This is a genomic window from Microbacterium faecale (assembly GCF_014640975.1).
In the GTDB taxonomy this organism is placed as follows: Bacteria; Actinomycetota; Actinomycetes; order Actinomycetales; family Microbacteriaceae; genus Microbacterium; species Microbacterium faecale.
Genome location: NZ_BMHO01000001.1, coordinates 1,505,389 through 1,527,279, shown reverse-complemented (window position 1 = coordinate 1,527,279; position 21,891 = coordinate 1,505,389). Strand labels below are relative to the sequence as shown.

Genomic DNA, 21,891 nt, shown 5'->3' with positions numbered 1-21,891 from the left:
GCGCTATCGTGTCTCCATGACTGATCCGTCGCACCCTCTCGACCTCGCCGCAGATCCGTTCGAGGTCGCCCGTACCGCCGCCGCCGACATCGCCCGCCTGACCGGCGTCGAGCGACACGACATCGCCGTCACGCTCGGCAGCGGCTGGGGACACGCCGCCGAACTGATCGGCGAAACCGTCGCCCAGATCGCCGCCACCGAGGTGACGGGCTTCACGAAGCCCGCACTCGAGGGACACGTCGGCACTCTCCGCAGCGTGCGAATGGACGACGGTCGATACGTGCTCGTGATCGGCGCCCGGACTCATTACTACGAGGGGCACGGCGTGCGCCGCGTCGTGCACAGCGTGCGCACCGCGGCGGCGGCCGGAGCGCGTGTGATGGTGCTGACCAATGGCGCCGGCGGCATCAAGGACACCTGGAGCGCCGGCCAGCCGGTGCTCATCAGCGACCACCTCAATCTCACGGCCGACACGCCGCTCGAGGGCGCGACGTTCATCGACATGACCGACCTGTACTCGTCGCGTCTGCGCGAGATCGCGCGCGAGGTGGATCCGAGCCTCGACGAGGGCGTCTACGCGCAGTTCCGCGGGCCCCAGTACGAGACGCCTGCGGAGGTGCGGATGGTGGAAGCGCTCGGCGGCGACATCGTCGGCATGTCGACGGCGCTCGAGGCGATCGCGGCGCGCCAGGCTGGGCTCGAGGTGCTCGGATTCTCGCTCATCACGAACCTCGCGGCCGGCATCTCGCCGACCCCGCTCAGCCACGAAGAGGTCATCGAGGCCGGGCGCAGCGCCGAGGGACGCATCTCACGGCTGCTCGCGGACGTGATCGGAAAGATTCGATGATCGCGGCCGCCCGCGCGTGGCTCGCGCAGGATCCGGATCCCGATACGCGTGCGGAGCTGACAGTGCTCGTCGAGCGGGCCGAGCGCGGCGACGCGGAGGCGAACGCCGATCTCGCCGACCGGTTCACGGGGCGCCTGCAGTTCGGCACCGCGGGACTGCGCGGCGCGCTCGGCGCCGGCCCCATGCGGATGAATCGCGTGCTCGTGGCGCAGGCCGCCGCCGGGCTTGCGCGCTTCCTCGTCGACCGTTCCGACGGATCCGCCCCGACCGTCGTTATCGGCTATGACGGCCGCCGGAACTCCGATGTGTTCGCCCGCGACTCCGCGGAGCTGCTCGCCGGCGCGGGCGTGAATGCGGTCCTCCTCCCCCGCATGCTGCCTACGCCGGTGCTCGCGTTCGCCGTGCGGCACCTCGGCGCCGACGCGGGCGTCATGGTCACAGCGAGCCACAACCCACCAGCCGACAACGGCTACAAGGTCTATCTCGGCGGCGCCGACGAGGGCGCACAGATCGTCTCGCCCACCGACGCGGAGATCGCCGCGAGCATCCAGGGGGTCGCCGACGGCGGATCCATCGCCGAGCTGCCGCGATCCGATGGCTACGCGATCGCGGACGATGCCGTCTTTGACGAATACGTTCGCCGCACCGCCGAGGTGCAGCCCGCTCCGGCGGGTGCCGCGGGCATGCGCTGGGTCTACACCGCGATGCACGGCGTCGGGTGGGAGACGGTCCGCGCGGTCGTCACGGCGGCCGGCTATCCCGCGCCCGAGGTGGTGGCGGAACAGATCGCGCCAGACGGCACGTTCCCGACGGTGGCGTTCCCGAACCCGGAGGAACCGGGCGCGATGGACCTGTCGTACGCGACCGCCGAGCGCATCGACGCCGAGTTCGTCATCGCGAACGACCCGGACGCCGACCGCGTCGCCATCGCGATTCCCACCACCGACGGCTGGCGGCGCCTCACGGGCAACGACATCGGGCTGCTGCTCGGTGCCCGCGCTGCGCGCGCCGTCGCGCGCACCGCGGGGGCCTCGGACGGTGCGCCGTCTCTCGCCTGCTCGCTCGTCTCGTCCCCCGGCCTGGGGGCGATCGCGCGACGCTACGGCCTCGACTGGCACGAGACGCTGACGGGGTTCAAGTGGATCTCGCGCGCACCCGGCATGGTGTTCGGGTACGAGGAGGCGCTCGGCTACCTGGTGAACCCCGAGACGGTGCGCGACAAGGACGGCATCTCGGCCGCCGTTGCCGTGCTGGGTCTGGCCGCCGAGGCACGCGCCGAGGGACGCACGCTCGCGGACCTGCTCGACGACCTCGCGTCGGAGATCGGCCACTACGCGAGCGGGCAGGTCTCGATCCGTGTCGAGGACGTCGCCGTGATCACCACCGCGATGGCGCGGTTGCGCGCGGAGCCCCCGACGACGTTCGGCGACGTCGCGGTCGAGCGGGTCGACGACCTGATGACGCCGCGCGACGGAGGGCCCGGGGGCGACATCCTGCGGTTCGGCCTCGCGGACGGTTCGCGGGTGATCTTCCGGCCGAGCGGTACCGAGCCGAAGCTCAAGGCCTACCTCGACGTGACGGGCGACACGCCCGCCATCGCCCGCGCACGCCTCGCGGCGTTGGAGCAGGCGGCACACGCCCTCCTGGCCTGAGAGCGGGCACGGGCTCAGCGTCGGCGCGCCCCGGCGAGCGCGCCGACGCCGAGCGCGATCCAGAGTCCGCCCGTGCTCCAGAAGACCAGGAACAGCAGGCCCGGGTCGAACAGGCTGGTCACCAGCACCACGACGCCCCCGAGGGCGACGATGACGTAACCGGCGCGCACGCCGCACGCGAACAGCGCGCCCGCGGCGAGGGTGACGATGCCGATGATCACGACGGCCACCGTCAGATCGACCGTCCCGCCGATGCCGCCGGCGACGCCGAAGAGTCCGGGGAACGCGACAAGGCAGCCGCCGAGAATGCGCAGGGTGATGCGCGCGCCCGACGCGCCGCGGCGTGCGACGGGCGGCACGATGACGGCGGCCCAGGTCACGAACATCAGCGGCATGAACATGATGAGGTTGCCCTGCCACCCCAGCCCGACGGCGACGAACCCGGTCGTCACGATGGCGGCCACGACGGCGGCGAGGTAGCCCCAGGGCCGCAACACGACGAGCGGGAGCGCGCCGAGCAGGATCGGCAGCGCGAACAGCAGCACCTCCACCCCGAGCGCGACGGCGCCTCGCCCGAGCTCCCCGTCCGCGATGAAGGGCATCAGCGCCGCAGAGAGCGCGCCGACAGCGACGGTCGCGATCGCGAGCCATCTCGTCGCCCGGTCGTCCGGGCGTGCACCCTGGTCGACGCCGAGCTGGTCGGCATACTGTCTCGCCACCTCGCGCGGTGTGCCGAGGCCAGCGAGAATCGCGTCGATGTCACGCCCCCGCTCGAGCGCGTCGAGGATGTGCGATTCGACGTCCTCGCCGATCCCGTGCCGCTGCGCGGCCGGCAGGATCCCGAGCTCGCGATCGAGCTGCGTGAGGAACCGGTTCGCGGCGCGGTCCTGAATGGCGTTCATGCTGTCTCCCCGAGGGTGTCGTCGACCTGACGTGAGATGCGACCCCAGACGTCGGCGAAGGTCGCCAGCTGCGCCGTGCCGTCGTCGGTGATCGCGTAGTACTTGCGAGGACGCGAGCCCGCGGGCGCCTCGTGCCGGCTCGCCACCACCCCCGCCTGCTGCATGCGAGCGAGGAGCGGGTACAGGCTGCCCTCGCTGGCGGTGAGATCACGCGCCACGAGCTCGTCCGCGAGCTCGAGACCGTACATGTCGCGGCGCGCGAGCAGCGCGAGCACGCAGAACTCGAGCACGCCCTTGCGGATGTTCGTTGCGATGCGAACGCGTTCCTCGTCCATGTCCGGAACTTTACCTTGCGTAGCAAGGCTTGCATAACAAGATCAGTCGCGGCGCGTCGTCAGCCCTCGTCGATGAGCGTGGCGAGCTCCGTGAGGAAGCTGTCGCGATCGGTCGCGCGGCGCGTGATGCGGCGCGCGTTCGCCGGATCCGCGAACACCTCCACGAACTGCTCGAAGACCGTCTGGAACGCGGGCCGGTCGCTCTCGGAGAACGCGGCCAGCGCGATCACGTGCACGCGGTCGGATCCCCACGGCACAGCGGTCTCGCTGACGGCGACGGCGATCGCCGTGCGGCGGGCCGACATCGTCATCGCGTGCGGCACGGCGAGCGACTCCGTGAAGGCGGTCGAGGAGAGCGCTTCGCGCTCGATCGCGCTGTCGATGTACGACTCGTCGATGATGCCCTCCGCGATGAGTGGCGCGCCGAGTCGGCGGATGATCTCGGCCGGGGTCGCCTCGCCGACGTCGCGCACGAATGCCCCGGGAAGGAACCAGCGGGCCATCTCCTCGCGCAGGCCGCTCAAGCGCCGAGCGCGACGCACGCGGTTCGCGGCGTCGGCGATCCGGTCGGCGTCGCGGTCCGAGAGGAACGGCGCGATCCTGACGACGCGGTCGGATCCGCCCCGCACGGTCGCCGGCGGATCGACCGTCGTCAGCACAAGGTCGGTGGCGAACGCGGCCCAGTCCGGGTCGTAGCTCGTCGACGTCTCGGTGATCTCGACCTCGTGCCCGGCCGCGCGCGCGATCTCGGCCGCGAGCCGCCTTCTCATCTGCTCGAGCCCGGGGCTGACGAGCGCCGCAGACAGCGCTGCCGAACGCTGACGATCGAACTCGAGGGCCGCACCGACGTGCATCGCGATGTCGGCGATCTCATCGTCGGGAATCGCGATCCCGAGCGCCTGAGACAGGTCACCCGCGATCGATACCGCCACGTCGAACAGCATGGGCGAGGCCGCCTTGAGCGACCGCGTCATCGGGTTGCGCGACCACAGCTCCTCCGCCGCCCGGAGCACGAGGTTCTGCACGTGCAGCGCGAGACGCGACGCGAACTGCTCCTGCGCGAAGCGCAGCCCATAGGTCTCCGCCGCGCGACCGACGGCGGCGCGCACCGCGGCGCCGACCCGCTCGTCCACGCCGTGTGCACTGGGCGTCTCGACCGGGTCGACGACGGAGAGCATCACGAGCGACGCGAGGTGGGCGAGGTCTCCGGACCGGAGCTCGACACCGAACCTCTCGCGCGCGATGCGACCGATCGCCGTCGCCACGCCATCCTCCGTCTCGTTCGCGCTCGCGTCAGCGCGAGCCAGAGCGTGACCGCGGGCGACGCGATCCGCGGCAATGGCGATGTGCAGCACGACGTCGAAGACGGCGAGCTCGTTGGTGGCATGATCGAGTTCCCGCAGCGCGTCGCGCAGGTCATGGCCGACCGCGGTGAACGACGCGGTGTCGAGCCCCAGATGGCCCGCCGCGCGGCGCAGGGCGTCGACGTCGACGGATCCCTCGTCCAGCTCCTCGTGGACGAGACGACTCACCAGCCGCCGCCGCGCCAGCTCGGTTCCTGTCACCCGGACGACCGCGGCCTCGCGCGCGAACGACAGCTCCGTCCCCCGAAGCATGCTGCGCACCCGGCGCAGGTCGGACTCGACCGTGTCGCGGGACACGTGCATCTCGAGCGCGGCGTCGAACACGTCGACACCATCGGGCGTCTCAAGCAGGCGGCGCACGAGCGCGTGCGTGCGCTCGCGCGGCGTGCCTCGATCGGGATCCAACTCGGCGAGCTCGACCGTCTGCGCGCGCTCGGTCGCGCGGTACCCCTGCGGCCCCGATTCGATCGCTTCGGGAGCGCGCCGATTGATCGCCGTGACGTACGACCGTACGCTGCGCGCGGTCACGCCCAACGAATCCGCGAGGTAGCCGGCCGTGACCCAGTCCGAGCGGCGCAACAGGATCCCGAGCACCCGCGTCTGCCGCTTGATCGTCACGGCCCCAGTCAACCAGACGTCGTTTTCCGCAGGGAGCGGAAAGCGCCCTCCATTGCCACGGGCGAGCAGACACCCCAGGATGGGGGGAAACGAGGAGAAGTGGGTCGATGAAGATCATCGTGGTGTGCGGCGCAGGCGCCTCGAGCACGTTCGTGGCCACCCGGCTGTCCCGCGCCGCCACGGTTGCCGGCCTCGAGATCGACGCGTCCGCGATCCCCGTCTCTGCGCTCGCCGCGGACCTCGCCTTTGCCGACGCGTTGCTCCTCGGCGCCCACCTCGGAGACGCGGCGCGCGCCGTCCGCGCGCGAGCGCGCGAGCACGGCGTGCGCGTCGTCGACCTGCCCGCCGACATCGCCGCCGACCGCGACGGGGCACGCACCCTCGCACTCGTGACCGACCCCGGATCCGCCACCGCCGGCGGGCCCCGCTGAAAGGAAACACATCATGGCTACTCGCACCGTCACCATCGCCTCCTCCCACGGTCTGCACGCGCGTCCCGCGAAGCTCTTCGCCGAGGCCGCGAAGAACTCCGGCCTCGACGTGACGGTTGCCAAGGGCGACGGCAAGCCCGTCAACGCGGCGAGCATCCTCGGCGTCATCTCGCTCGGCGCCAACACGGGCGACGAGGTGACGCTGTCCGTCTCCGGCGACGGCGAAGACGCCGTGCTCGACGAGCTGACGGCCATGCTCGAGTCCGACCAGGACGCCTGATCATGTCGGCCGAGATTCGCGGAACCGGCGTCGGGCTGGGCAACGCCTCCGGCCCCGTCGCCGTGATGGCGGCGGCCCTCGAACCGCCGAGCGACGCGCCGTCGACGCGGACGCCCGACGAGGAGAAGACGGCCGTCGCCGACGCGGTCTCGGCCGTTGCGGCAGAGCTGAACGACCGCGGCGAGCGCGCGGGAGGGTCCGCCCGCGACGTGCTCGAGGCGCAGGCGATGATGGCCGAGGATCCGACGCTCGAAGAGCTCGTCTCGGCCCGCATCGACGGCGGCGCCACGGGCGAACACGCCGTCTACGCCGCCTTCGCCGAGTTCGCCGAGCAACTGAAGGAGATCGGCGGCTATCTCGGCGAGCGCGCGGCCGACCTTGCGGACGTCGCGCAGCGCATCATCGCGCACCTCCGCGGCGTCCCCGCCCCCGGGGTGCCAGAGCCCGGGCACCCGTTCGTGCTCGTCGCGACCGACCTCGCGCCGGCCGACACCGCCCTGCTCGACCTCGACCAGGTGCTCGCCGTCGTCACGATCGAGGGCGGCCCGACCTCGCATACCGCGATCCTCGCTCGCGAGAAGGGCATCGTCGCGGTCGTGGGCGCCGCCGAGGCCGACCTCACTGACGGCCAGATCGTCATCGTCGACGCGGCGCAGGACCTCGTCATCGTGGATCCGTCGGACGCGCAGATCGCGGAGGCCGAACAGCGCGCCGCCGACCGCGAGGCCGCACGGAATGCCCCGATTACTCCCGGCGCGCTCGCCGACGGGACCGAGGTGCCCCTGCTCGCGAACCTCGGATCCGCCGACGGAGCCGCCGAGGCCATCGAGCTCGGCGCCGAGGGCGTCGGACTGTTCCGCACCGAGTTCCTGTTCCTCTCGAGCGACGAGGCACCGTCGGTCGCCGACCAGCAGGAGAGCTACCGGCAGCTGCTCGGGTCGTTCGCCGGGAAGAAGGTCGTCGTGCGCGTGCTCGACGCGGGCGCCGACAAGCCGCTCCCCTTCCTGACGGACGACGACGAGGAGAATCCGGCGCTCGGCCGCCGCGGGATCCGCGCCCTCGCGTATCGCGAGCAGATCCTCCGCGACCAGCTCACCGCGCTCGCGCACGCCGACGCGGAGACGGACGCCGACCTCTGGGTCATGGCGCCGATGGTCGCGACCGTCGACGAGGCCGAGTACTTCACGTCGCTCGCCAAGGAGCTGGGCCTGAAGACCGCGGGCGTCATGGTGGAGGTTCCCTCGAGCGCGCTGCTCGCGGAGGACATCCTGCGACAGACCGACTTCGCGTCGATCGGCACGAACGACCTCGTGCAGTACACGATGGCCGCCGATCGCCTGCTCGGATCCGTCGCGCACCTGCAGAGCCCCTGGCACCCGGGCGTGCTGCGGCTGATCAAGATGGTGGCCGACGGCGGCGCCGCGAACGGCAAGCCGGTCGGCGTCTGCGGCGAGGCCGCCGCGGATCCGCTGCTCGCCGTCGTGCTCGTCGGGCTCGGCGTCGACACGCTCTCGATGTCGCCGTCGGCGCTCGCCGACGTGCGCGCCGAACTGAAGAAGTACACCCTCGAGGACGCCCGGCGCCTCGCGGAGGCCGCCACGGCCGCATCGAACGCCGACGCCGCGAAGGCCGCCGCTCGCGCGGCCGCCTGACCTCACTCTCCCCTTCCCAGAAAGCAGTCACATCATGTCAACGCAGACAGCAGAGACCAAGGCGCCCGGCGGGTTCCGGGTGCTGATCCAGAAGGTCGGATCCTTCATGTCGGGCATGGTCATGCCCAACATTCCCGCGCTCGTCGCGTGGGGCCTGTTCACCGCGTTCTTCATCGAGAAGGGGTGGACGCCGAACGCCGACCTGGAGACGATCGTCGGCCCGATGATCCACTATCTGCTGCCGCTGATCATCGCCTACACCGGCGGGTTCATGATCTACGACAAGCGCGGCGGGGTCGTCGGCGTCATCGCGACGATGGGCGCGATCGTGGGAAGCGACCTGCTCGTCGCGGTCGCCAACGAGACGGGAGACGGCGGCCTCCCCCAGATCCACATGTTCCTCGGCGCGATGATCATGGGTCCGCTCGCCGCATGGATCATGAAGAAGCTCGACACCCTGTGGGAAGGCAAGGTCAAGGCGGGCTTCGAGATGCTCGTGTCGATGTTCTCGGCCGGCATCTTCGGCTTCCTCGCCGCGATCTTCGCCTTCTATGTCCTCGCGCCCGTCGTGAACTGGCTCACGGGGGTCCTCAGCAACGCCGTGGGATTCCTCGTCGAGAACGGACTGCTGCCCCTCACCAGCATCATCATCGAGCCGGCGAAGGTGTTCTTCCTCAACAACGCGATCAACCACGGCGTGCTGACACCGCTAGGGATCGGCGAACTCGACGAGCACGGCAAATCGATCCTCTTCCTGCTCGAAGCCAACCCCGGCGTCGGTCTTGGCCTGCTGCTCGCGTTTACGTTCTTCGGCGTCGGTGCCGCGAAGGGATCCGCCCCCGGCGCCGCGATCATCCACTTCTTCGGCGGCATCCACGAGGTCTACTTCCCGTACGTGCTGATGAAGCCGTCGCTGCTGCTCGCGGTGGTCGCGGGCGGGATGACCGGCGTCGGCGTCAACGTCCTGTTCGACACCGGCCTGCGCGCACCCGCCGCGCCGGGGTCGATCATCGCGGTGATGATCCAGACGGCGGGCGGCGACTACGTCGGTGTGATCCTCGCCGTCGTCGCCTCCGCGGCCGTGACGTTCGTGATCGCCGCCGTCATCCTCCGCGCCAGCCGAAAGCGCGACCTCGCCGCGGGCGACAAGTTCTCCCAGGCCGTCGCACAGACCGCGAAGAACAAGGGCAAGGACTCCGCGGCGCTGTCCGGCCTCGTCGCCGGGGCCACGACTACCGCCACGAAGACGATCGAGAAGGTCATCTTCGCGTGCGACGCGGGCATGGGATCCTCCGCCATGGGCGCGGGCGTGCTCCGCAAGAAGTTCAAGGCGGCCGGCATCACCGACGTCACCGTGACGAACAAGTCGATCGCGAACCTCGACGGATCCGCCGACCTCGTCATCACCCAGGCGCAGCTCACCGACAGGGCGCGACAGAACGAGCCCGGCGCGATCCACGTCTCGGTGGGCGGCTTCCTCGACGCCCCCGAATACGACGAGGTCGTCGAGATGGTGCGCCGCCAGCGCGAGGACGGCGACGTTCCCGCGGAGGAGACGGAGGCAGCGCCGGCTCCCGACGTCGCGGACGACAGCTCCGGCGGCTCCGATGTCCTCAAGCCCGAGTACGTGCGGATCCATGCCGGATCCGTCACGCGCGACGAGGCGCTCGCCGAGGCGGCGGGCATCCTCGAGGGCGCCGGGGCCGTCACGGGCGACTACGCCCAGGCGATGAAGGACCGCGAGGAGACCGTGTCCACCTTCATGGGCAACGGCCTCGCGATCCCCCACGGCACCGACGCCGCCAAGGACGCCGTCCTCGGCACCGCGCTGTCGGTCGTCCGCTACGACGGCGGGGTCGACTGGGGCGACGGCGACACCGCGACGTTCGTCGTCGGCATTGCCGGCCAGGGCGACGCTCATCTCGAGATCCTGCAGTCGGTCGCCGTGCAGTTCGGCGACGAGGACGCGGTCGAGCAGCTGAAGCAGGCCTCCTCGCCGGAGGAGCTGTACCGCCTGCTCCAGGACGGACTGGCCTGATGAAGGCCGTGCACTTCGGCGCCGGCAACATCGGGCGCGGCTTCGTCGGCGCCCTGCTGGCCGAGGGCGGATACGAGATCGTGTTCTCAGACGTCGCCGCCGACCTCGTCGCCGCGCTCGAGGAGGCAGACTCCTACACGGTGCACGAGGTCGGCGACGGCGGACGCGACATCGTCGTGTCCGGGTTCTCGGCCGTGAACAGCGCCGAGGATCCGGAGCGCGTCGCACGCGAGATCGCGGACGCCGACGTCGTCACGTGCGCGGTCGGCCCCACGGTGCTGAAGTTCATCGCACCGCACGTGCTCGCGGGGATCCGTGCTCGGGACGCGGATGCCGCCCCCGTTCAGGTGATGGCGTGCGAGAACGCGATCGGCGCGACCGATCAGCTGCGCGGGCACATCACGGAGGTTGCGGGCGAGGAATGGGGAGAGCTCTCCCCGCGTGCCGTCTTCGCGAACACCGCGGTCGACCGCATCGTCCCCGGCCAGCCGGAGGGAGCGGGGATCGACGTGACCGTCGAGCCATTCTTCGAGTGGGCGATCGAGCGCGCCCCGTTCGACCAGGCGCCGCCGACGATCCCCGGCGCGCACTTCGTCGACGAGCTCGGCCCGTACATCGAGCGAAAGCTGTTCACCGTGAACACGGGCCACGCCGCCACCGCCTACCACGGCGCGCGGGCCGGCTACGAGCGGATCGCGGACGCCCTCGCGGATCCGGGCATCGAGCAGAAGGTGGCCCGCGCGATCGAGGAGACCAGCGCGGTGCTCGCCCACAAGCACGGTTTCGCCGACGAGGAACTCGCGGCCTACCGAGCGACGATCCTCCAGCGCTTCAAGAATCCCGCCCTGCCGGACACGGTGGGCCGCGTCGGCCGCCAGCCGCTGCGCAAGCTGTCGCGGCACGAGCGCTTCGTCGGCCCCGCCGCGGAAGCCGCCGAGCGCGGCCTCGCCGTCGACGGGCTGCTGGATGCGATCGACGCGGCCCTCGCGTTCGATGACCCGGACGACGAGCAGGCCGCCCAGCTGCGGGCGAAGCTCGCGGCGCAGAGCGCCGACGCGTTCACGGCGGACGTGACGGGCCTGGATCCGTCGCACCCGCTGTACGCGGCGGTGCGCGACGTGGTCGCGGGCCATACGCGCTGAGGAGGTTCCGGGCGAAGCAGGAGAGAATGTCGTCATGAGCACCCCGCAGCCTCCGTACGGCCCGCCCGCGCACCAGGTTCCCCCGGCCGCCGCACCGACGGCGCCCCTTCCGCAGCAGGCCGGATATCCGCAACAGGGCGGGTATCCGCAGCCGGGCGGCCCCGTGCCTCCGGCTGGCGGCCCCGCGGCGCAGGTCACGCCCGCACCCCAGAAGCCGCGCCCCGGCAAGACGCTTCCTGTGCTCGCCCTCGTCAGCGCGATCATCGGAACGCTCGTCGTCTGCCTCGGCTTCCTCAGCTTCATACCCGAGGCCGGACGCGTGACCGGTTTCCTCTCCTTCATCGGCTGGGCGTTCCTCATCGCGGGCCTCGTGATGTCGATCGTCGCGCTCGCGAAGAAGGCCGCTGCCCTGGGCATCAGCATCGCCGCGCTGGCCGTCTCGCTCGCGGGCAGCGTGCTCGGCATCGCCGCGGCGATCGTCGTGGCGGTCGCGGGCATCTTCACCTACACGACGACGATCATCGACGAGTTCGGCGACCTCGTGCCGACGGATCCCGAGGACGGCTGGACCCTCCCCGAGGGATCGGCGGATCCGGACGTGCAGGCTGACTGCGATGCGCTTCTCGCCGCGGGCCCGGGGGCCGCGAGCGGCCCGAGCGACCTCGGTGCGCTCTTCGACTCGCTCGCCGACCAGATGTCGACGGACGAGGTGAGCGAGCCGCTCGACGATCTCGCCGACGCGTACGAGGATCTGGCGGAGGCGCGCTCCGCCGACGACGCGTCTGCCGCCCAGAGCGCGGCCCAGCGCGCGGCGACGCAGCTCGGGGCCGCCTGCGGTTTCGAGCTCGACGACCTGCCGTAGCCGCCGCGGCGTGCGCGCGCCGTCGCGTGGGAGGATCGGGGCATGACGTCCGAGTCGCCAGTCGGCGGATCCCAGACACTGAGTCGCGGCATCCGCATGCTCGAGACACTCGCCGATGCCGACCGACCCTTGTCGATCGATGAGCTGTCGGCCGCGCTGGGGCTGCACCGATCCGTCGCCTACCGGCTGCTGCGCACGCTCGAGCATCACGGGCTCGTCTCGCGCGACGACGCGGGTCGCGTGCGGCTGGCGGCAGGTCTCGCCACGCTCGCGTATGCCGTGTCACGCGATCTCCAGCAGGCGGCCTATCCGCACCTCGCCGAGGCCGCGGACACGCTCGGGATGACCTGCCTCATCGCGGTGCTCGTGGACGGCGACGAGGCCGTCACTCTCACCAGCGCCTCGCCACGCAGCGAGATCACCATCTCCTATCGCCCCGGCCACCGTCATCCCATCACGCGCGGCGGGCCCGGCAAGGCGATTCTGATGGGGCTCGACGCCGCCGACTGGCCCACCACGGTCCCGGACCACCTGCGCGACGAGATCGCCGAGAGCGCGCGCCGCGGCTACGCGCTCAGCGAGAGCGAGGTCGTGCCGTCGTTGCACGCCGTCTCCGTGCCGCTCGAGCTGCCGGGACAGCCGCCCGCCTCTCTCGCCGCGATCCACATCACGCTGCCGCGCCCGGCCGCCGAGATCGCCGAGGCCCTCGACCGGGCCTCGGCGGCGATCTCATCGGCGCTCGGCCGGTGAGCGCGAGCTGCCTCAGCCCATGATGCGGTCGAAATGCGCCGCGATGTCCGCCGTGCTGCCGAGCGGCAGCACCTGCGAGACGTACTGGTCGGGCCGCACGATCACGACCGCCCCCTCGCGCGAGACGCCGCGCCCCTCGAAGATATCCTCGCCCGATCGCGCCGCGTAGATCCGCTCGTAGTCGCGCACCTGGAACGGCCCCACGCGCGGGAGGAACGCCTCGGGCGCGTCGGTGATGTCGAACGCGGAGTGCGGCTGCTGGTAGATCACCTTCACGTCGAACCAGGCGTCGACATCGGCGCCCTCCGGCCGATACCGCACGAGCGGGGAGGCCGGATCCGTGGCGAGCCAATCGGCGAGCGCACGCGTCGGCGACGACTCAGCAGGCGCGGCCGCGTCGGCGAAGACGTAGATGCGCCACCGGCCATCCGCCGTCGCGTGGTGACCGAGATGCACGGGGTTCGCGTCGCAGACCCTCGTGACCATGTGCGACTTGAAGCGCTTGCCGACCGGGAAGCCCGCCGCGAGCTCCTGATGTGCCACGTCGCCCGTGATCATCGACGGCTGATACTCGGTCATGAACCCCGCGGGGAACTCGGCCGTGCGCACGTAGAAATCCTCGAGCTCCGCCGGATCGTCGAACTCCTCCGGGCGCTTCGCCATGAGCGTCGACCATTCGCGGTCGAAGTCGATCAGGTCGACCGCAATCTGCTGGCGCTCGCCCGAGTATGTCTCGAGCAGCTCCTCCCCCGCGCGGCCATCGAGCACGTGGGCGAGCTTCCAGGCGAGGTTCCAGCCGTCCTGCATCGACACGTTCATGCCCTGGCCCGCCTTGGCGGAGTGCGTGTGGCACGCGTCACCGAGAATGAACACCCGCGGATCGGTGTCCGCATCGTGGAACGAGTCGGTGACGCGGTGACCGACCTCGTAGACGCTGCGCCATGCGACGTCGCGCACCTCGAGCGTGTACGGGTGCATGATCTCGTTCGCGCGCTGTTCGACCTGTTCCTGCGTGGTTTCGCGCACCCGCCCGCCGTCGTTCTCGTCCACCTCGCCGAGGTCGACGTACATCCGGAAGAGGTGGTTGCCCTCGCGCGGAATGTGCAGGATGGATCCGCCGTCGTGCGACTGAATCGCGCACTTCGTGCGGATGTCGGGGAAGTCCGTCTCCGCGAGCACATCCATCACGCCCCAGGCATGGAACGCCTGCGCGCCCGTGAGCTCGCGACCGATCGAACGCCGGACAGCGCTGCGGGCGCCGTCGGCGCCGACGAGGTACTTCGTGCGCACCGTACGTTCGGCGCCCTCGTCGTCCCCCGCGGTGCGCCGCAGCGTCACCTCGACGGGGTGACTGCCCGACAGTCGCCGCTGCGAGACGAACTCCCAGCCGTAGTCGGGCTCCATGCGCGAGGGCGCGTTGCGCATGAACGCGAGGAAGTAGTCGAGCACGCGCGCCTGGTTCACGATGAGGTGCGGGAACTCGCTGATGCCGTGCTCGTCGTCGATCGCCCGCCCGCCGCGCACGATGTTGCGCGGGTTGTCGACGTCCGGTCGCCAGAACGCCATCTCCGTGATCCAGTACGCTTCCTGCGTGATCTGTGGGGCGAACCCGAACGCTTGGAACGTCTCGACAGATCGCGCCTGGATGCCGTCGGCCTGGCCGACTTCGAGGCGACCCGGCCGACGGTCAATGATCCGCGCGTGCACGTGAGGGAACGTGGCGAGCTGTGCCGCGGTGATGACACCGGCCGGGCCCGTGCCGATGATCAGCACGTCCATCTCGTCGGGCAGCTCGGCCGGACGGTCGAGTCCGATGCCGGCCGCGGGCTGCACCCGCGGGTCTCCCGATACGTAACCGTGGTGGTGGAACTGCATGCGCGGGGTGCTCCTCACGTCATCGTGTGTGGCGACGGTATCGAATTGTGTGTTCTATATTCGAACACCGTGTTCTGTATGTGACTTCCTTATCGTACGCCCTCTCGGGGCGCGCGACAACCGGCGTCGCAGTAGAATCGCACTCGTCCGACCCTGGCGGGGTCGGTGCCCGAAAAAGGGGCACGAAGCGCCGACGCGCGAGACACATACGGATCCTGTCGCTCCGTTCGTCTCACGAAAGGCTCACCCATGCCCACCGTCGCCCAGCACGTCGCCCACGCCCTCGCCCACCACATCGACCACGTCTTCGGGGTGATGGGCAACGGAAACGCCTACCTTCTCGACGCCCTGCTCAACGAGACCGACGCCGCTTACACTGCGGTGCGCCACGAACAGGGCGCCGTGGTCGCGGCCGATGCGCACTTTCGGGTCTCGCAGCGGATCGCCGCCGCCACCACGACCTATGGCGCGGGGTTCACGAACACCCTGACGGCCCTCGCCGAGTCAGCCATGGCGCGCATCCCCCTCGTGCTCGTCGTCGGGGACGAGCCGACGAGCGGCGCGCGCCCCTGGGACGTCGACCAGATCGCGCTCGCGTCGGGCGTCGGCGTGCGCACCTACACCGTCGGGCGCCTCGACGCCGTCGCAACGGTCACGCTCGCGATTGAACACGCTCTCGCGAAGCGACTCCCCGTCGTGCTATCGCTGCCCTACGACGTGCCGACCCGCGATGCGGGGCCGCTTCCCCGCGAGCTGCCCGCCATTGTGCCGCCCGAGCGCGTCGAGCCGGCCGCGGCCACGCACGCCGCGATCGCACGCACCGCGGATGTGCTCCGCGCGGCGCAGCGCCCCGTGATCCTCGGCGGCCGCGGCGCGTGGCTGGCCGGTGCATCGGATGCGCTCGGACGCCTGGCCGACCGCACGGGCGCCCTCACCGGCTCCTCCACGCTGGGGCGCGGGATCTTCCCCGACGCACGGTACGACTTCGGTGTCACCGGGGGATTCGGCGCGCCCGGCGCGATGGACCTGGTCCGCACCGCCGACGTCGTCGTGGTCATCGGCGCCTCCTTGAACCAGTTCACGATGCGCTTCGGCGAGCTGTTCGCCCCCGACACCCACGTGGTACAGGTCGACATTGCGCCGAGCGCAACCCACCCGCGCGTCAACGCGTTCCTCCGGGGAGACGCGCACACCGTCACCGAGCTCCTCGTCGACGCGCTCGGAGCCGGATCCGGATCCGGCTGGCGCGACACCGTCGACGTGCCGGCGCTGCGCACCCAGGTCGTCGAGGGCGAGTTCGCCGACGACGGGCGCCTCGATCCGCGCGCGGCGGCGTCGCGCCTCGCCGAACTCCTGCCGAGTGAGCGCATCGTGGTGTCGGACGGCGGTCACTTCCTGGGCTGGGCCAACATGTTCTGGCCCGTGGCCTCCGCCGGACGGATGGTCATGGTCGGCACGGCCTACCAGTCGATCGGGCTCGGATTCCCGAGCGTTGCGGGCGCCGCGGCCGCGGATGCCGACTCGGCCATCGTCCTCTCGACGGGCGACGGCGGCGGCCTCATGGCGCTCGCCGACCTCGAGACCGCAGTCCGTACCGCGGGCGGCCGGGGCATCTGCGTCGTCTGGAACGACGGTGCGTACGGGGCCGAAGTCAACCTCTACGGTCTGCTCGGACTGAACGAACGCCCCATGCGGATCCCCGACGTCGACTTCGCCGCCCTCGGCGCCGCGGTCGGCGCCGAGCCGGTCGTCGTGACCTCGCTCGCCGACCTTGATCGCGTCGCGACCTGGGCGGAGGAGCCGGTCGCCGAGCGCCGCTTCCTCATGCTCGATCTGCGCATCTCGGGCCGCATCATCGCGCCGTACCAGCACGAGATCATCCGGGTGAACCTCGGCTAGCGCCGCGTCTCGTCCAACGGCTTCTGCCAGATGTAAATGCCCGTGCGCTGGCGCTCCTCCTGCGTGGGACGCAGGTTGATGCCGTTGCGGTTGCGCAGCAGGAGCGTCGCAACGAGCGCGATGACCGCCATGCCGACGAGATAGTAGCCGATGTTCAGCGCGTCGCCGGTGGCCTCGAGAATCCACGCCGCGATCATCGGCGAGAATGCGCCGCCGACGATCGAACCGATCGCGTACGAGATCGAGACGCCCGAGAAGCGCACGGAAGACGGGAACAGCTCCGTGAACCAGGCGGCCTGCGGACCGTAGGTCAGCCCCAATCCCACCGTGAGCACGAGCAGCGCGACCGTGAGCGCCCACACCTCACCGATGTTGACGACGGGGAAGGTGAGTGCCGCGGCGATGCCGAGCAGCACGTACCCGATGATGTAGGTCGTACGCCGGCCGATGTAGTCGCTGATGATGCCCGCGAGGAGGGTGAAGACGAGCCAGCTCACACCCGACCACGTCACCGCCGCGAGGACGGGTCCGCGCTCGAGACCGAGCTCCGCGGTGCCGTAGTTCTGGATATAGCCGCCGGTCGTCATGTACCCGATCGCGTTGTTGCCGGCGAAGACGAGGGCCGCCAGAAGCACGAGCGGGGTGAACCGCGCGAAGAGCTTGGCAACGGGAGCGGAGGTCTGCTCCTTGCGCTCGGCGATTTCGGTGAACACGGGGCTCTCCTCCACGCCGCGACGGATCCAGTACCCGAGAGCGATGAGCACGATGCTGAAGAGGAACGGGATACGCCAGCCCCACTCGAGGAACGCATCCCCGGGGAACAGCCAGTTCATGACCTGCAGCATGCCGCTCGACAGCAGCAGGCCGATCGGCACGCCGATCTGCGGCATCGACCCGAAGAACCCGCGGCGCTTCGCCGGTGCGTGTTCGACGGCCATCAGGACCGCGCCACCCCACTCGCCGCCGGCCGAGATGCCCTGCAGGATGCGCAGCAGGATCAACAGGATCGGCGCCCAGACCCCCGCCATCGCGTACGTCGGCAGCACGCCGATGAGCGCGGTGGCCACCCCCATCAGCAACAGCGTGATGACGAGGATGGGCTTGCGCCCGATCTTGTCGCCGAAGTGACCCGCGAGGAATGCGCCGAGCGGGCGGAACAGGAAGCTGATACCGACGGATCCGAAGGCGAGGATCGTCGAGATCCCCTCGCCAGCCGGCTCGAAGAAGAGCGCGCCGAAGACGAGCCCCGCGCACGCGGCGTAGGTGAAGTAGTCGTACCACTCGATGGTGGTGCCCGCCACCGTGGCGAACGCGACGCGACGGCGATCGCGCGTGGCCTGGATGGTGCCGGTTGGCGTGAGATGCCTTGATGTGCGGGACATCGCGAACTCCTTCGTGCGTATGTCAGATGGGATTCTGGCGCGAGCTCTCGAACCAGGACGCCCCGAAGGTACTCTCCGAGGGCGGCGAGAAGAAGCTCTTGTGACCGGAGACACGATAATATACGATTTCAGATACACCAAACGTACGAGAGCGAAAGGCAGCGAAGCCATGACGAACGACCGATCCCCTGACCCACGCTTCGCCGCGCTCCCGTTGCGCCCCGGGAAGATCATCGCGGTTCACCTGAGCTATGTCTCTCGCTCCGACCAGCGCGGCCGCCGCCCGAAGCACCCGTCCTACTTCCTGAAGCCGACCAGCTCGCTCGCGGCGTCGGGATCCGCGGTTGCCCGGCCCGCAGGCACGGAGCTGCTCGCCTTCGAGGGCGAGATCGCGCTCATCGTCGGCACCGCCGGCGCGCACCTCGCCCCCGAGAACGCCTGGGACCACATCGGCTGGGTCACGGCCGCGAACGACTGGGGCCTGTACGACCTGCGCACGAACGACAAGGGATCCAACCTCCGCAACAAGGGACGCGACGGCTACACGCCGATCGGTCCGGAGACGATCGATGCGCGTTCCGTCTCCCCGGGCGACCTACGGGTGCGCACGTGGAAGAACGGCGACCTGGTCCAGGACGACACGACCGCCGATGGACACCTGATCTTCGGCTTCGAACAGCTCATCGCCGACCTCTCGCAGCACGTCACGCTCGAGCCGGGCGACATCATCCTCACCGGCACCCCCGCCGGATCCTCGGTGGCCGAGCCGGGCGACGAGATCGAGGTCGAGGTCGACGCTCCCGCGGCGGGCCTGACCTCCGGCGTGCTCGCCTCGCGCGTCGTCGAGGGCGAGGGCGACTTCGACCCCGAGCTCGGATCGCTGCCGTCGGTCGACGACACACAGCGCGAAGAGGCCTGGGGCTCCCGTGAAGCCGCCGGTCTCGAGGACGCACCCGTCCTCGACGCCGACCTCCGCGCCAAGCTCGAGGCGTGTCCCGTCGCCGGACTGTCGCAGCAGCTGCGCAAGCGCGGGATCCGGTCGTGCTTCATCGACGGCGTGCTCCCGCTTGCTGCGGGCGACAAGATCGTCGGCGTGGCCAAGACGCTCCGCTTCGTGCCACTGCGCGAAGACCTCTTCTCGTCGCACGGCGGCGGATACAACGCGCAGAAGCAGTGCTTCGACAGCGTGCGCCCCGGCGAGGTCATCGTCATCGAGGCGCGCGGCGAGCGCCAGACCGGAACGCTCGGCGACATCCTCGCCCTGCGTGCTCAGGCGCGCGGCGCGGCCGGTATCGTCACCGACGGCGGCGTGCGCGACTCCGACCTCGTGGCCGGCTTCGACCTGCCGGTCTTCGCGCAGGGCGGGCACCCCGCCGTGCTCGGCCGTCGCCACGTGCCGTGGGAGCACGGCGTCACCATCGCGTGCGGCGGCGCCACGGTGCAGCCGGGCGACATCATCGTCGGCGACAGCGACGGCGTCGTGGTCGTGCCAGCCCACCTCGCCACCGAAGCCGCAGAGGCGACGCTCGCGCAGGAGGACGAGGATGATTGGATCGCCGCGCAGGTCACGGCCGGCGCCGCGATCGAGGGCCTCTTCCCCATGAACGCCGAGTGGCGGGCGCGGTACGAGTCGGAGCGCCGAGACCGATCATGACGACCACCGAGGCGCTCAGCAAGTCCGAGCTCGCGTACCGCTGGATCAGCGAACGCGTGTCGACGCGCGAATACGGTCCCGGGTACCGGCTCGTGCTCGGCGACATCGCTCGGATCCTCGACATGAGCGTCGTCCCCGTGCGCGAGGCGATCCGTCGCCTCGAAGCCGAGGGACTCATCAGCTACGAACGCAACGTGGGCGCGCGGGTCGCGCTGGCGGATCCGAACGAGTACATCGACACGATGCAGACGCTGGGCGTCCTCGAAGGAGCCGCGACGGCTTTCGCAGCACCGCACGTGAGCGCGGAGGCCCTCGACGAGGCGGCCGCCGTGAACCAGCAAATGCGCGAGCTACTGACCGAGTTCGACCCGCACCGCTTCACCGCTCTGAACGAACGCTTCCACACGCTGCTGTTCGAGACCTGCCCGAACCATCACCTGCTCGACCTCGTGCAGCGCGGATGGATGCGCCTCAACAACGTGCGCGACTCGACCTTCGGGTTCATCCCCGCGCGCGCCGCCGCATCCGTCGACGAACACGACGAGCTCGTCGCTCTGCTGCGCGAGGGCGCCTCCGCCGAGGCGATCGAGCAGGCGGCGCGACAGCACCGACTGCGGACGATGAACGCGTACCGCGACAAGCGCTCCGCCCACCACCCCACGAACCGCTCTTCCTGACGACGAGGAGAATCACCATGTCCAGCCCCTCCCGCCCGCTGCCGCAGAACCTCCCGGAACGGATCCGCCACTACATCGGCGGCCAGTTCGTCGACTCGCTCGACGGCGACACGTTCGATGTCATCGACCCGGTGTCCAACCGTGCGTACATCCAGGCCGCCTCCGGCAAGCCCGCCGACGTCGACCGCGCCGTGCAGGCCGCGAAGAAGGCGTTCGCCGAGGGCCCGTGGCCGCGGATGCTCCCCCGCGAGCGGTCCCGCGTGCTGCACGCGATCGCCGACCTCGTCGAGGCGCGCGACCAGCAGCTCGCCGAGATGGAGTCGTTCGACTCCGGCCTGCCGATCACGCAGGCGAAGGGACAGGCGCGCCGCGCCGCCGAGAACTTCCGCTTCTTCGCGGATCTCATCGTGGCTCAGGCCGACGACACGTACAAGGTGCCGGGACGCCAGATCAACTACGTCAACCGCAAACCGATCGGCGTCGCCGGCCTCATCACGCCGTGGAACACGCCGTTCATGCTCGAGTCGTGGAAGCTCGCCCCCGCGATCGCAACGGGAAACACCGTCGTCCTCAAGCCCGCGGAGTTCACGCCGCTGTCCGCGCAGCTGTGGGCCGACATCTTCGAGGAGGCGGGCCTGCCCGAGGGCGTGTTCAACCTCGTCAACGGCTTCGGCGAGGAGGGGTACGCGGGCGACTCGCTCGTGAAGCACCCCGACGTGCCGCTCATCTCGTTCACGGGTGAATCGAAGACCGGCGAGCTCATCTTCGCGAACGCCGCTCCGTATCTGAAGGGCCTCTCGATGGAGCTCGGCGGCAAGTCGCCAGCCATCGTGTTCGAGGATGCCGACCTCGACGCCGCGATCGACGCGTGCGTCTTCGGGGTGTTCTCCCTCAACGGCGAGCGTTGCACCGCGGGATCCCGCGTCCTCGTCCAGCGCTCCGTCTACGACGAGTTCGTCGAGAAGTTCGTCGCCCAGGCGAAGCGGGTCAAGGTCGGCTACCCCGACGACCCCGCGACCGAGGTCGGCGCGCTCGTGCACCCCGAGCACTACGAGAAGGTGATGAGCTACGTCGAGATCGGCAAGTCCGAGGGGCGTCTCCTCGCTGGCGGCGGCCGCCCCGAAGGCTTCGACGAGGGCAACTTCGTGGAGCCGACGGTCTTCGCGGACGTCTCCCCCGATGCCCGCATCTTCCAGGAGGAGATCTTCGGGCCCGTCGTCGCGATCACGCCGTTCGACACCCTCGACGACGCCCTCGAGCTGGCGAACAACACACGCTACGGACTGGCCGCGTACGTCTGGACCAACGACCTCAAGCGCGCACACAACTTCGCGCAGGCGGTCGACGCGGGAATGGTGTGGCTCAACTCGAACAACGTGCGCGACCTGCGCACCCCGTTCGGCGGCGTGAAGGCCTCCGGCCTCGGCCACGAGGGCGGCTACCGTTCGATCGACTTCTACACCGACCAGCAGGCCGTGCACATCAACCTCGGTGCCGTGCACAACCCGAGCTTCGGCAAAGCCTGACCTCT

18 protein-coding genes are annotated in these 21,891 nt (G+C 70.3%); 13 read left to right on the top strand and 5 right to left on the bottom strand.

What is annotated here, in order from left to right; genetic code table 11:
- Positions 1-16 precede the first annotated feature (16 nt).
- Entirely contained in the window at positions 17-847 is an 831-nt protein-coding gene (locus tag IEW87_RS07275) for a purine-nucleoside phosphorylase (RefSeq protein WP_188711604.1), read from the top strand.
- Positions 844-2,499 (top strand): phospho-sugar mutase, encoded by a 1,656-nt coding sequence (locus IEW87_RS07270; protein WP_188711603.1) that lies wholly within the window; start codon positions 844-846, stop codon positions 2,497-2,499. The genes IEW87_RS07275 and IEW87_RS07270 overlap by 4 nt, the downstream gene beginning before the upstream one ends.
- 14 nt (positions 2,500-2,513) lie before the next feature.
- Here the strand turns inward: IEW87_RS07270 and IEW87_RS07265 are convergent, their stop codons facing one another.
- Genes IEW87_RS07265 through IEW87_RS07255 form a run of 3 tightly spaced genes read right to left on the bottom strand, consistent with a single transcriptional unit; the run spans position 2,514 to position 5,718 of the window.
- Positions 2,514-3,401, bottom strand: a complete 888-nt coding sequence (locus tag IEW87_RS07265) for a DUF1700 domain-containing protein (RefSeq protein WP_188711602.1) — start codon at positions 3,399-3,401, stop codon at positions 2,514-2,516.
- A complete protein-coding gene (locus IEW87_RS07260; protein WP_188711601.1) occupies positions 3,398-3,736 on the bottom strand; it encodes a PadR family transcriptional regulator in 339 nt (112 codons plus the stop codon). The genes IEW87_RS07265 and IEW87_RS07260 overlap by 4 nt, the downstream gene beginning before the upstream one ends.
- Before the next feature lie 59 nt (positions 3,737-3,795).
- Positions 3,796-5,718: a BglG family transcription antiterminator gene (locus tag IEW87_RS07255; protein WP_188711600.1), complete on the bottom strand. Its 1,923-nt coding sequence runs from the start codon at positions 5,716-5,718 to the stop codon at positions 3,796-3,798.
- Between the two features lie 107 nt (positions 5,719-5,825).
- On the opposite strand from IEW87_RS07255, the gene IEW87_RS07250 reads away from it, so the two are divergent.
- Genes IEW87_RS07250 through IEW87_RS07220 form a run of 7 tightly spaced genes read left to right on the top strand, consistent with a single transcriptional unit; the run spans position 5,826 to position 12,873 of the window.
- On the top strand, positions 5,826-6,149 hold the full coding sequence (locus IEW87_RS07250; protein ID WP_188711599.1) for a PTS sugar transporter subunit IIB: 324 nt from the start codon (positions 5,826-5,828) through the stop codon (positions 6,147-6,149).
- A 13-nt stretch (positions 6,150-6,162) separates the two neighbouring features.
- Positions 6,163-6,429 carry an HPr family phosphocarrier protein gene (locus IEW87_RS07245; RefSeq protein ID WP_188711598.1) on the top strand — a complete coding sequence of 89 codons (267 nt, stop codon included), beginning with the start codon at positions 6,163-6,165 and terminating at the stop codon, positions 6,427-6,429.
- A 2-nt stretch (positions 6,430-6,431) separates the two neighbouring features.
- Positions 6,432-8,081: a phosphoenolpyruvate--protein phosphotransferase gene (gene ptsP, locus IEW87_RS07240; protein ID WP_188711597.1), complete on the top strand. Its 1,650-nt coding sequence runs from the start codon at positions 6,432-6,434 to the stop codon at positions 8,079-8,081.
- 34 nt (positions 8,082-8,115) lie between these two features.
- A complete protein-coding gene (locus IEW87_RS07235) occupies positions 8,116-10,119 on the top strand; it encodes a PTS mannitol transporter subunit IICBA (protein ID WP_188711596.1) in 2,004 nt (667 codons plus the stop codon).
- Complete coding sequence (locus IEW87_RS07230) at positions 10,119-11,261, top strand: mannitol-1-phosphate 5-dehydrogenase (RefSeq protein ID WP_188711595.1); 1,143 nt, start codon at positions 10,119-10,121, stop codon at positions 11,259-11,261. Before IEW87_RS07235 ends, IEW87_RS07230 begins: the two co-directional genes overlap by 1 nt.
- Positions 11,262-11,295: 34 nt before the next feature.
- The gene (locus IEW87_RS07225) at positions 11,296-12,123 is read left to right on the top strand and encodes a hypothetical protein (protein WP_188711594.1); all 828 of its coding nucleotides are present in this window, start codon (positions 11,296-11,298) and stop codon (positions 12,121-12,123) included.
- A gap of 42 nt (positions 12,124-12,165) precedes the next feature.
- Positions 12,166-12,873 (top strand): IclR family transcriptional regulator, encoded by a 708-nt coding sequence (locus IEW87_RS07220; protein WP_188711593.1) that lies wholly within the window; start codon positions 12,166-12,168, stop codon positions 12,871-12,873.
- 12 nt (positions 12,874-12,885) lie between these two features.
- Here the strand turns inward: IEW87_RS07220 and IEW87_RS07215 are convergent, their stop codons facing one another.
- Complete coding sequence (locus IEW87_RS07215) at positions 12,886-14,748, bottom strand: FAD-binding monooxygenase (protein ID WP_188712694.1); 1,863 nt, start codon at positions 14,746-14,748, stop codon at positions 12,886-12,888.
- Between the two features lie 249 nt (positions 14,749-14,997).
- On the opposite strand from IEW87_RS07215, the gene IEW87_RS07210 reads away from it, so the two are divergent.
- Positions 14,998-16,647, top strand: a complete 1,650-nt coding sequence (locus tag IEW87_RS07210; RefSeq protein WP_188711592.1) for a thiamine pyrophosphate-binding protein — start codon at positions 14,998-15,000, stop codon at positions 16,645-16,647.
- On the opposite strand, the gene IEW87_RS07205 is transcribed toward IEW87_RS07210, so the two are convergent.
- Positions 16,644-18,029 carry an MFS transporter gene (locus IEW87_RS07205; RefSeq protein WP_188711591.1) on the bottom strand — a complete coding sequence of 462 codons (1,386 nt, stop codon included), beginning with the start codon at positions 18,027-18,029 and terminating at the stop codon, positions 16,644-16,646. The two genes, IEW87_RS07210 and IEW87_RS07205, sit on opposite strands and share 4 nt — an antisense overlap.
- Positions 18,030-18,198: 169 nt before the next feature.
- Between IEW87_RS07205 and IEW87_RS07200 the strand changes: the two genes are divergently transcribed.
- The 3 genes from IEW87_RS07200 to hpaE are packed head-to-tail and all read left to right on the top strand — an operon-like array spanning position 18,199 to position 21,886.
- Complete coding sequence (locus IEW87_RS07200; RefSeq protein ID WP_188711590.1) at positions 18,199-19,683, top strand: fumarylacetoacetate hydrolase family protein; 1,485 nt, start codon at positions 18,199-18,201, stop codon at positions 19,681-19,683.
- Positions 19,680-20,360, top strand: a complete 681-nt coding sequence (locus tag IEW87_RS07195; protein ID WP_188711589.1) for a GntR family transcriptional regulator — start codon at positions 19,680-19,682, stop codon at positions 20,358-20,360. Before IEW87_RS07200 ends, IEW87_RS07195 begins: the two co-directional genes overlap by 4 nt.
- Before the next feature lie 17 nt (positions 20,361-20,377).
- Positions 20,378-21,886, top strand: a complete 1,509-nt coding sequence (hpaE, locus tag IEW87_RS07190; protein ID WP_188711588.1) for a 5-carboxymethyl-2-hydroxymuconate semialdehyde dehydrogenase — start codon at positions 20,378-20,380, stop codon at positions 21,884-21,886.
- The last annotated feature ends 5 nt before the right edge of the window (positions 21,887-21,891 follow it).

What these genes read in the sequence shown, in the direction of transcription:
- IEW87_RS07275 (WP_188711604.1), top strand. Translation starts at nt 17, where the DNA reads ATGACTGATCCGTCGCACCCTCTCGACCTCGCCGCAGATCCGTTCGAG.
- IEW87_RS07270 (WP_188711603.1), top strand. Translation starts at nt 844, where the DNA reads ATGATCGCGGCCGCCCGCGCGTGGCTCGCGCAGGATCCGGATCCCGAT.
- IEW87_RS07265 (WP_188711602.1), bottom strand. Translation starts at nt 3,401, where the DNA reads ATGAACGCCATTCAGGACCGCGCCGCGAACCGGTTCCTCACGCAGCTC.
- IEW87_RS07260 (WP_188711601.1), bottom strand. Translation starts at nt 3,736, where the DNA reads ATGGACGAGGAACGCGTTCGCATCGCAACGAACATCCGCAAGGGCGTG.
- IEW87_RS07250 (WP_188711599.1), top strand. Translation starts at nt 5,826, where the DNA reads ATGAAGATCATCGTGGTGTGCGGCGCAGGCGCCTCGAGCACGTTCGTG.
- IEW87_RS07245 (WP_188711598.1), top strand. Translation starts at nt 6,163, where the DNA reads ATGGCTACTCGCACCGTCACCATCGCCTCCTCCCACGGTCTGCACGCG.
- ptsP (WP_188711597.1), top strand. Translation starts at nt 6,432, where the DNA reads ATGTCGGCCGAGATTCGCGGAACCGGCGTCGGGCTGGGCAACGCCTCC.
- IEW87_RS07235 (WP_188711596.1), top strand. Translation starts at nt 8,116, where the DNA reads ATGTCAACGCAGACAGCAGAGACCAAGGCGCCCGGCGGGTTCCGGGTG.
- IEW87_RS07230 (WP_188711595.1), top strand. Translation starts at nt 10,119, where the DNA reads ATGAAGGCCGTGCACTTCGGCGCCGGCAACATCGGGCGCGGCTTCGTC.
- IEW87_RS07225 (WP_188711594.1), top strand. Translation starts at nt 11,296, where the DNA reads ATGAGCACCCCGCAGCCTCCGTACGGCCCGCCCGCGCACCAGGTTCCC.
- IEW87_RS07220 (WP_188711593.1), top strand. Translation starts at nt 12,166, where the DNA reads ATGACGTCCGAGTCGCCAGTCGGCGGATCCCAGACACTGAGTCGCGGC.
- IEW87_RS07215 (WP_188712694.1), bottom strand. Translation starts at nt 14,748, where the DNA reads ATGCAGTTCCACCACCACGGTTACGTATCGGGAGACCCGCGGGTGCAG.
- IEW87_RS07210 (WP_188711592.1), top strand. Translation starts at nt 14,998, where the DNA reads ATGCCCACCGTCGCCCAGCACGTCGCCCACGCCCTCGCCCACCACATC.
- IEW87_RS07205 (WP_188711591.1), bottom strand. Translation starts at nt 18,029, where the DNA reads ATGTCCCGCACATCAAGGCATCTCACGCCAACCGGCACCATCCAGGCC.
- IEW87_RS07200 (WP_188711590.1), top strand. Translation starts at nt 18,199, where the DNA reads ATGACGAACGACCGATCCCCTGACCCACGCTTCGCCGCGCTCCCGTTG.
- IEW87_RS07195 (WP_188711589.1), top strand. Translation starts at nt 19,680, where the DNA reads ATGACGACCACCGAGGCGCTCAGCAAGTCCGAGCTCGCGTACCGCTGG.
- hpaE (WP_188711588.1), top strand. Translation starts at nt 20,378, where the DNA reads ATGTCCAGCCCCTCCCGCCCGCTGCCGCAGAACCTCCCGGAACGGATC.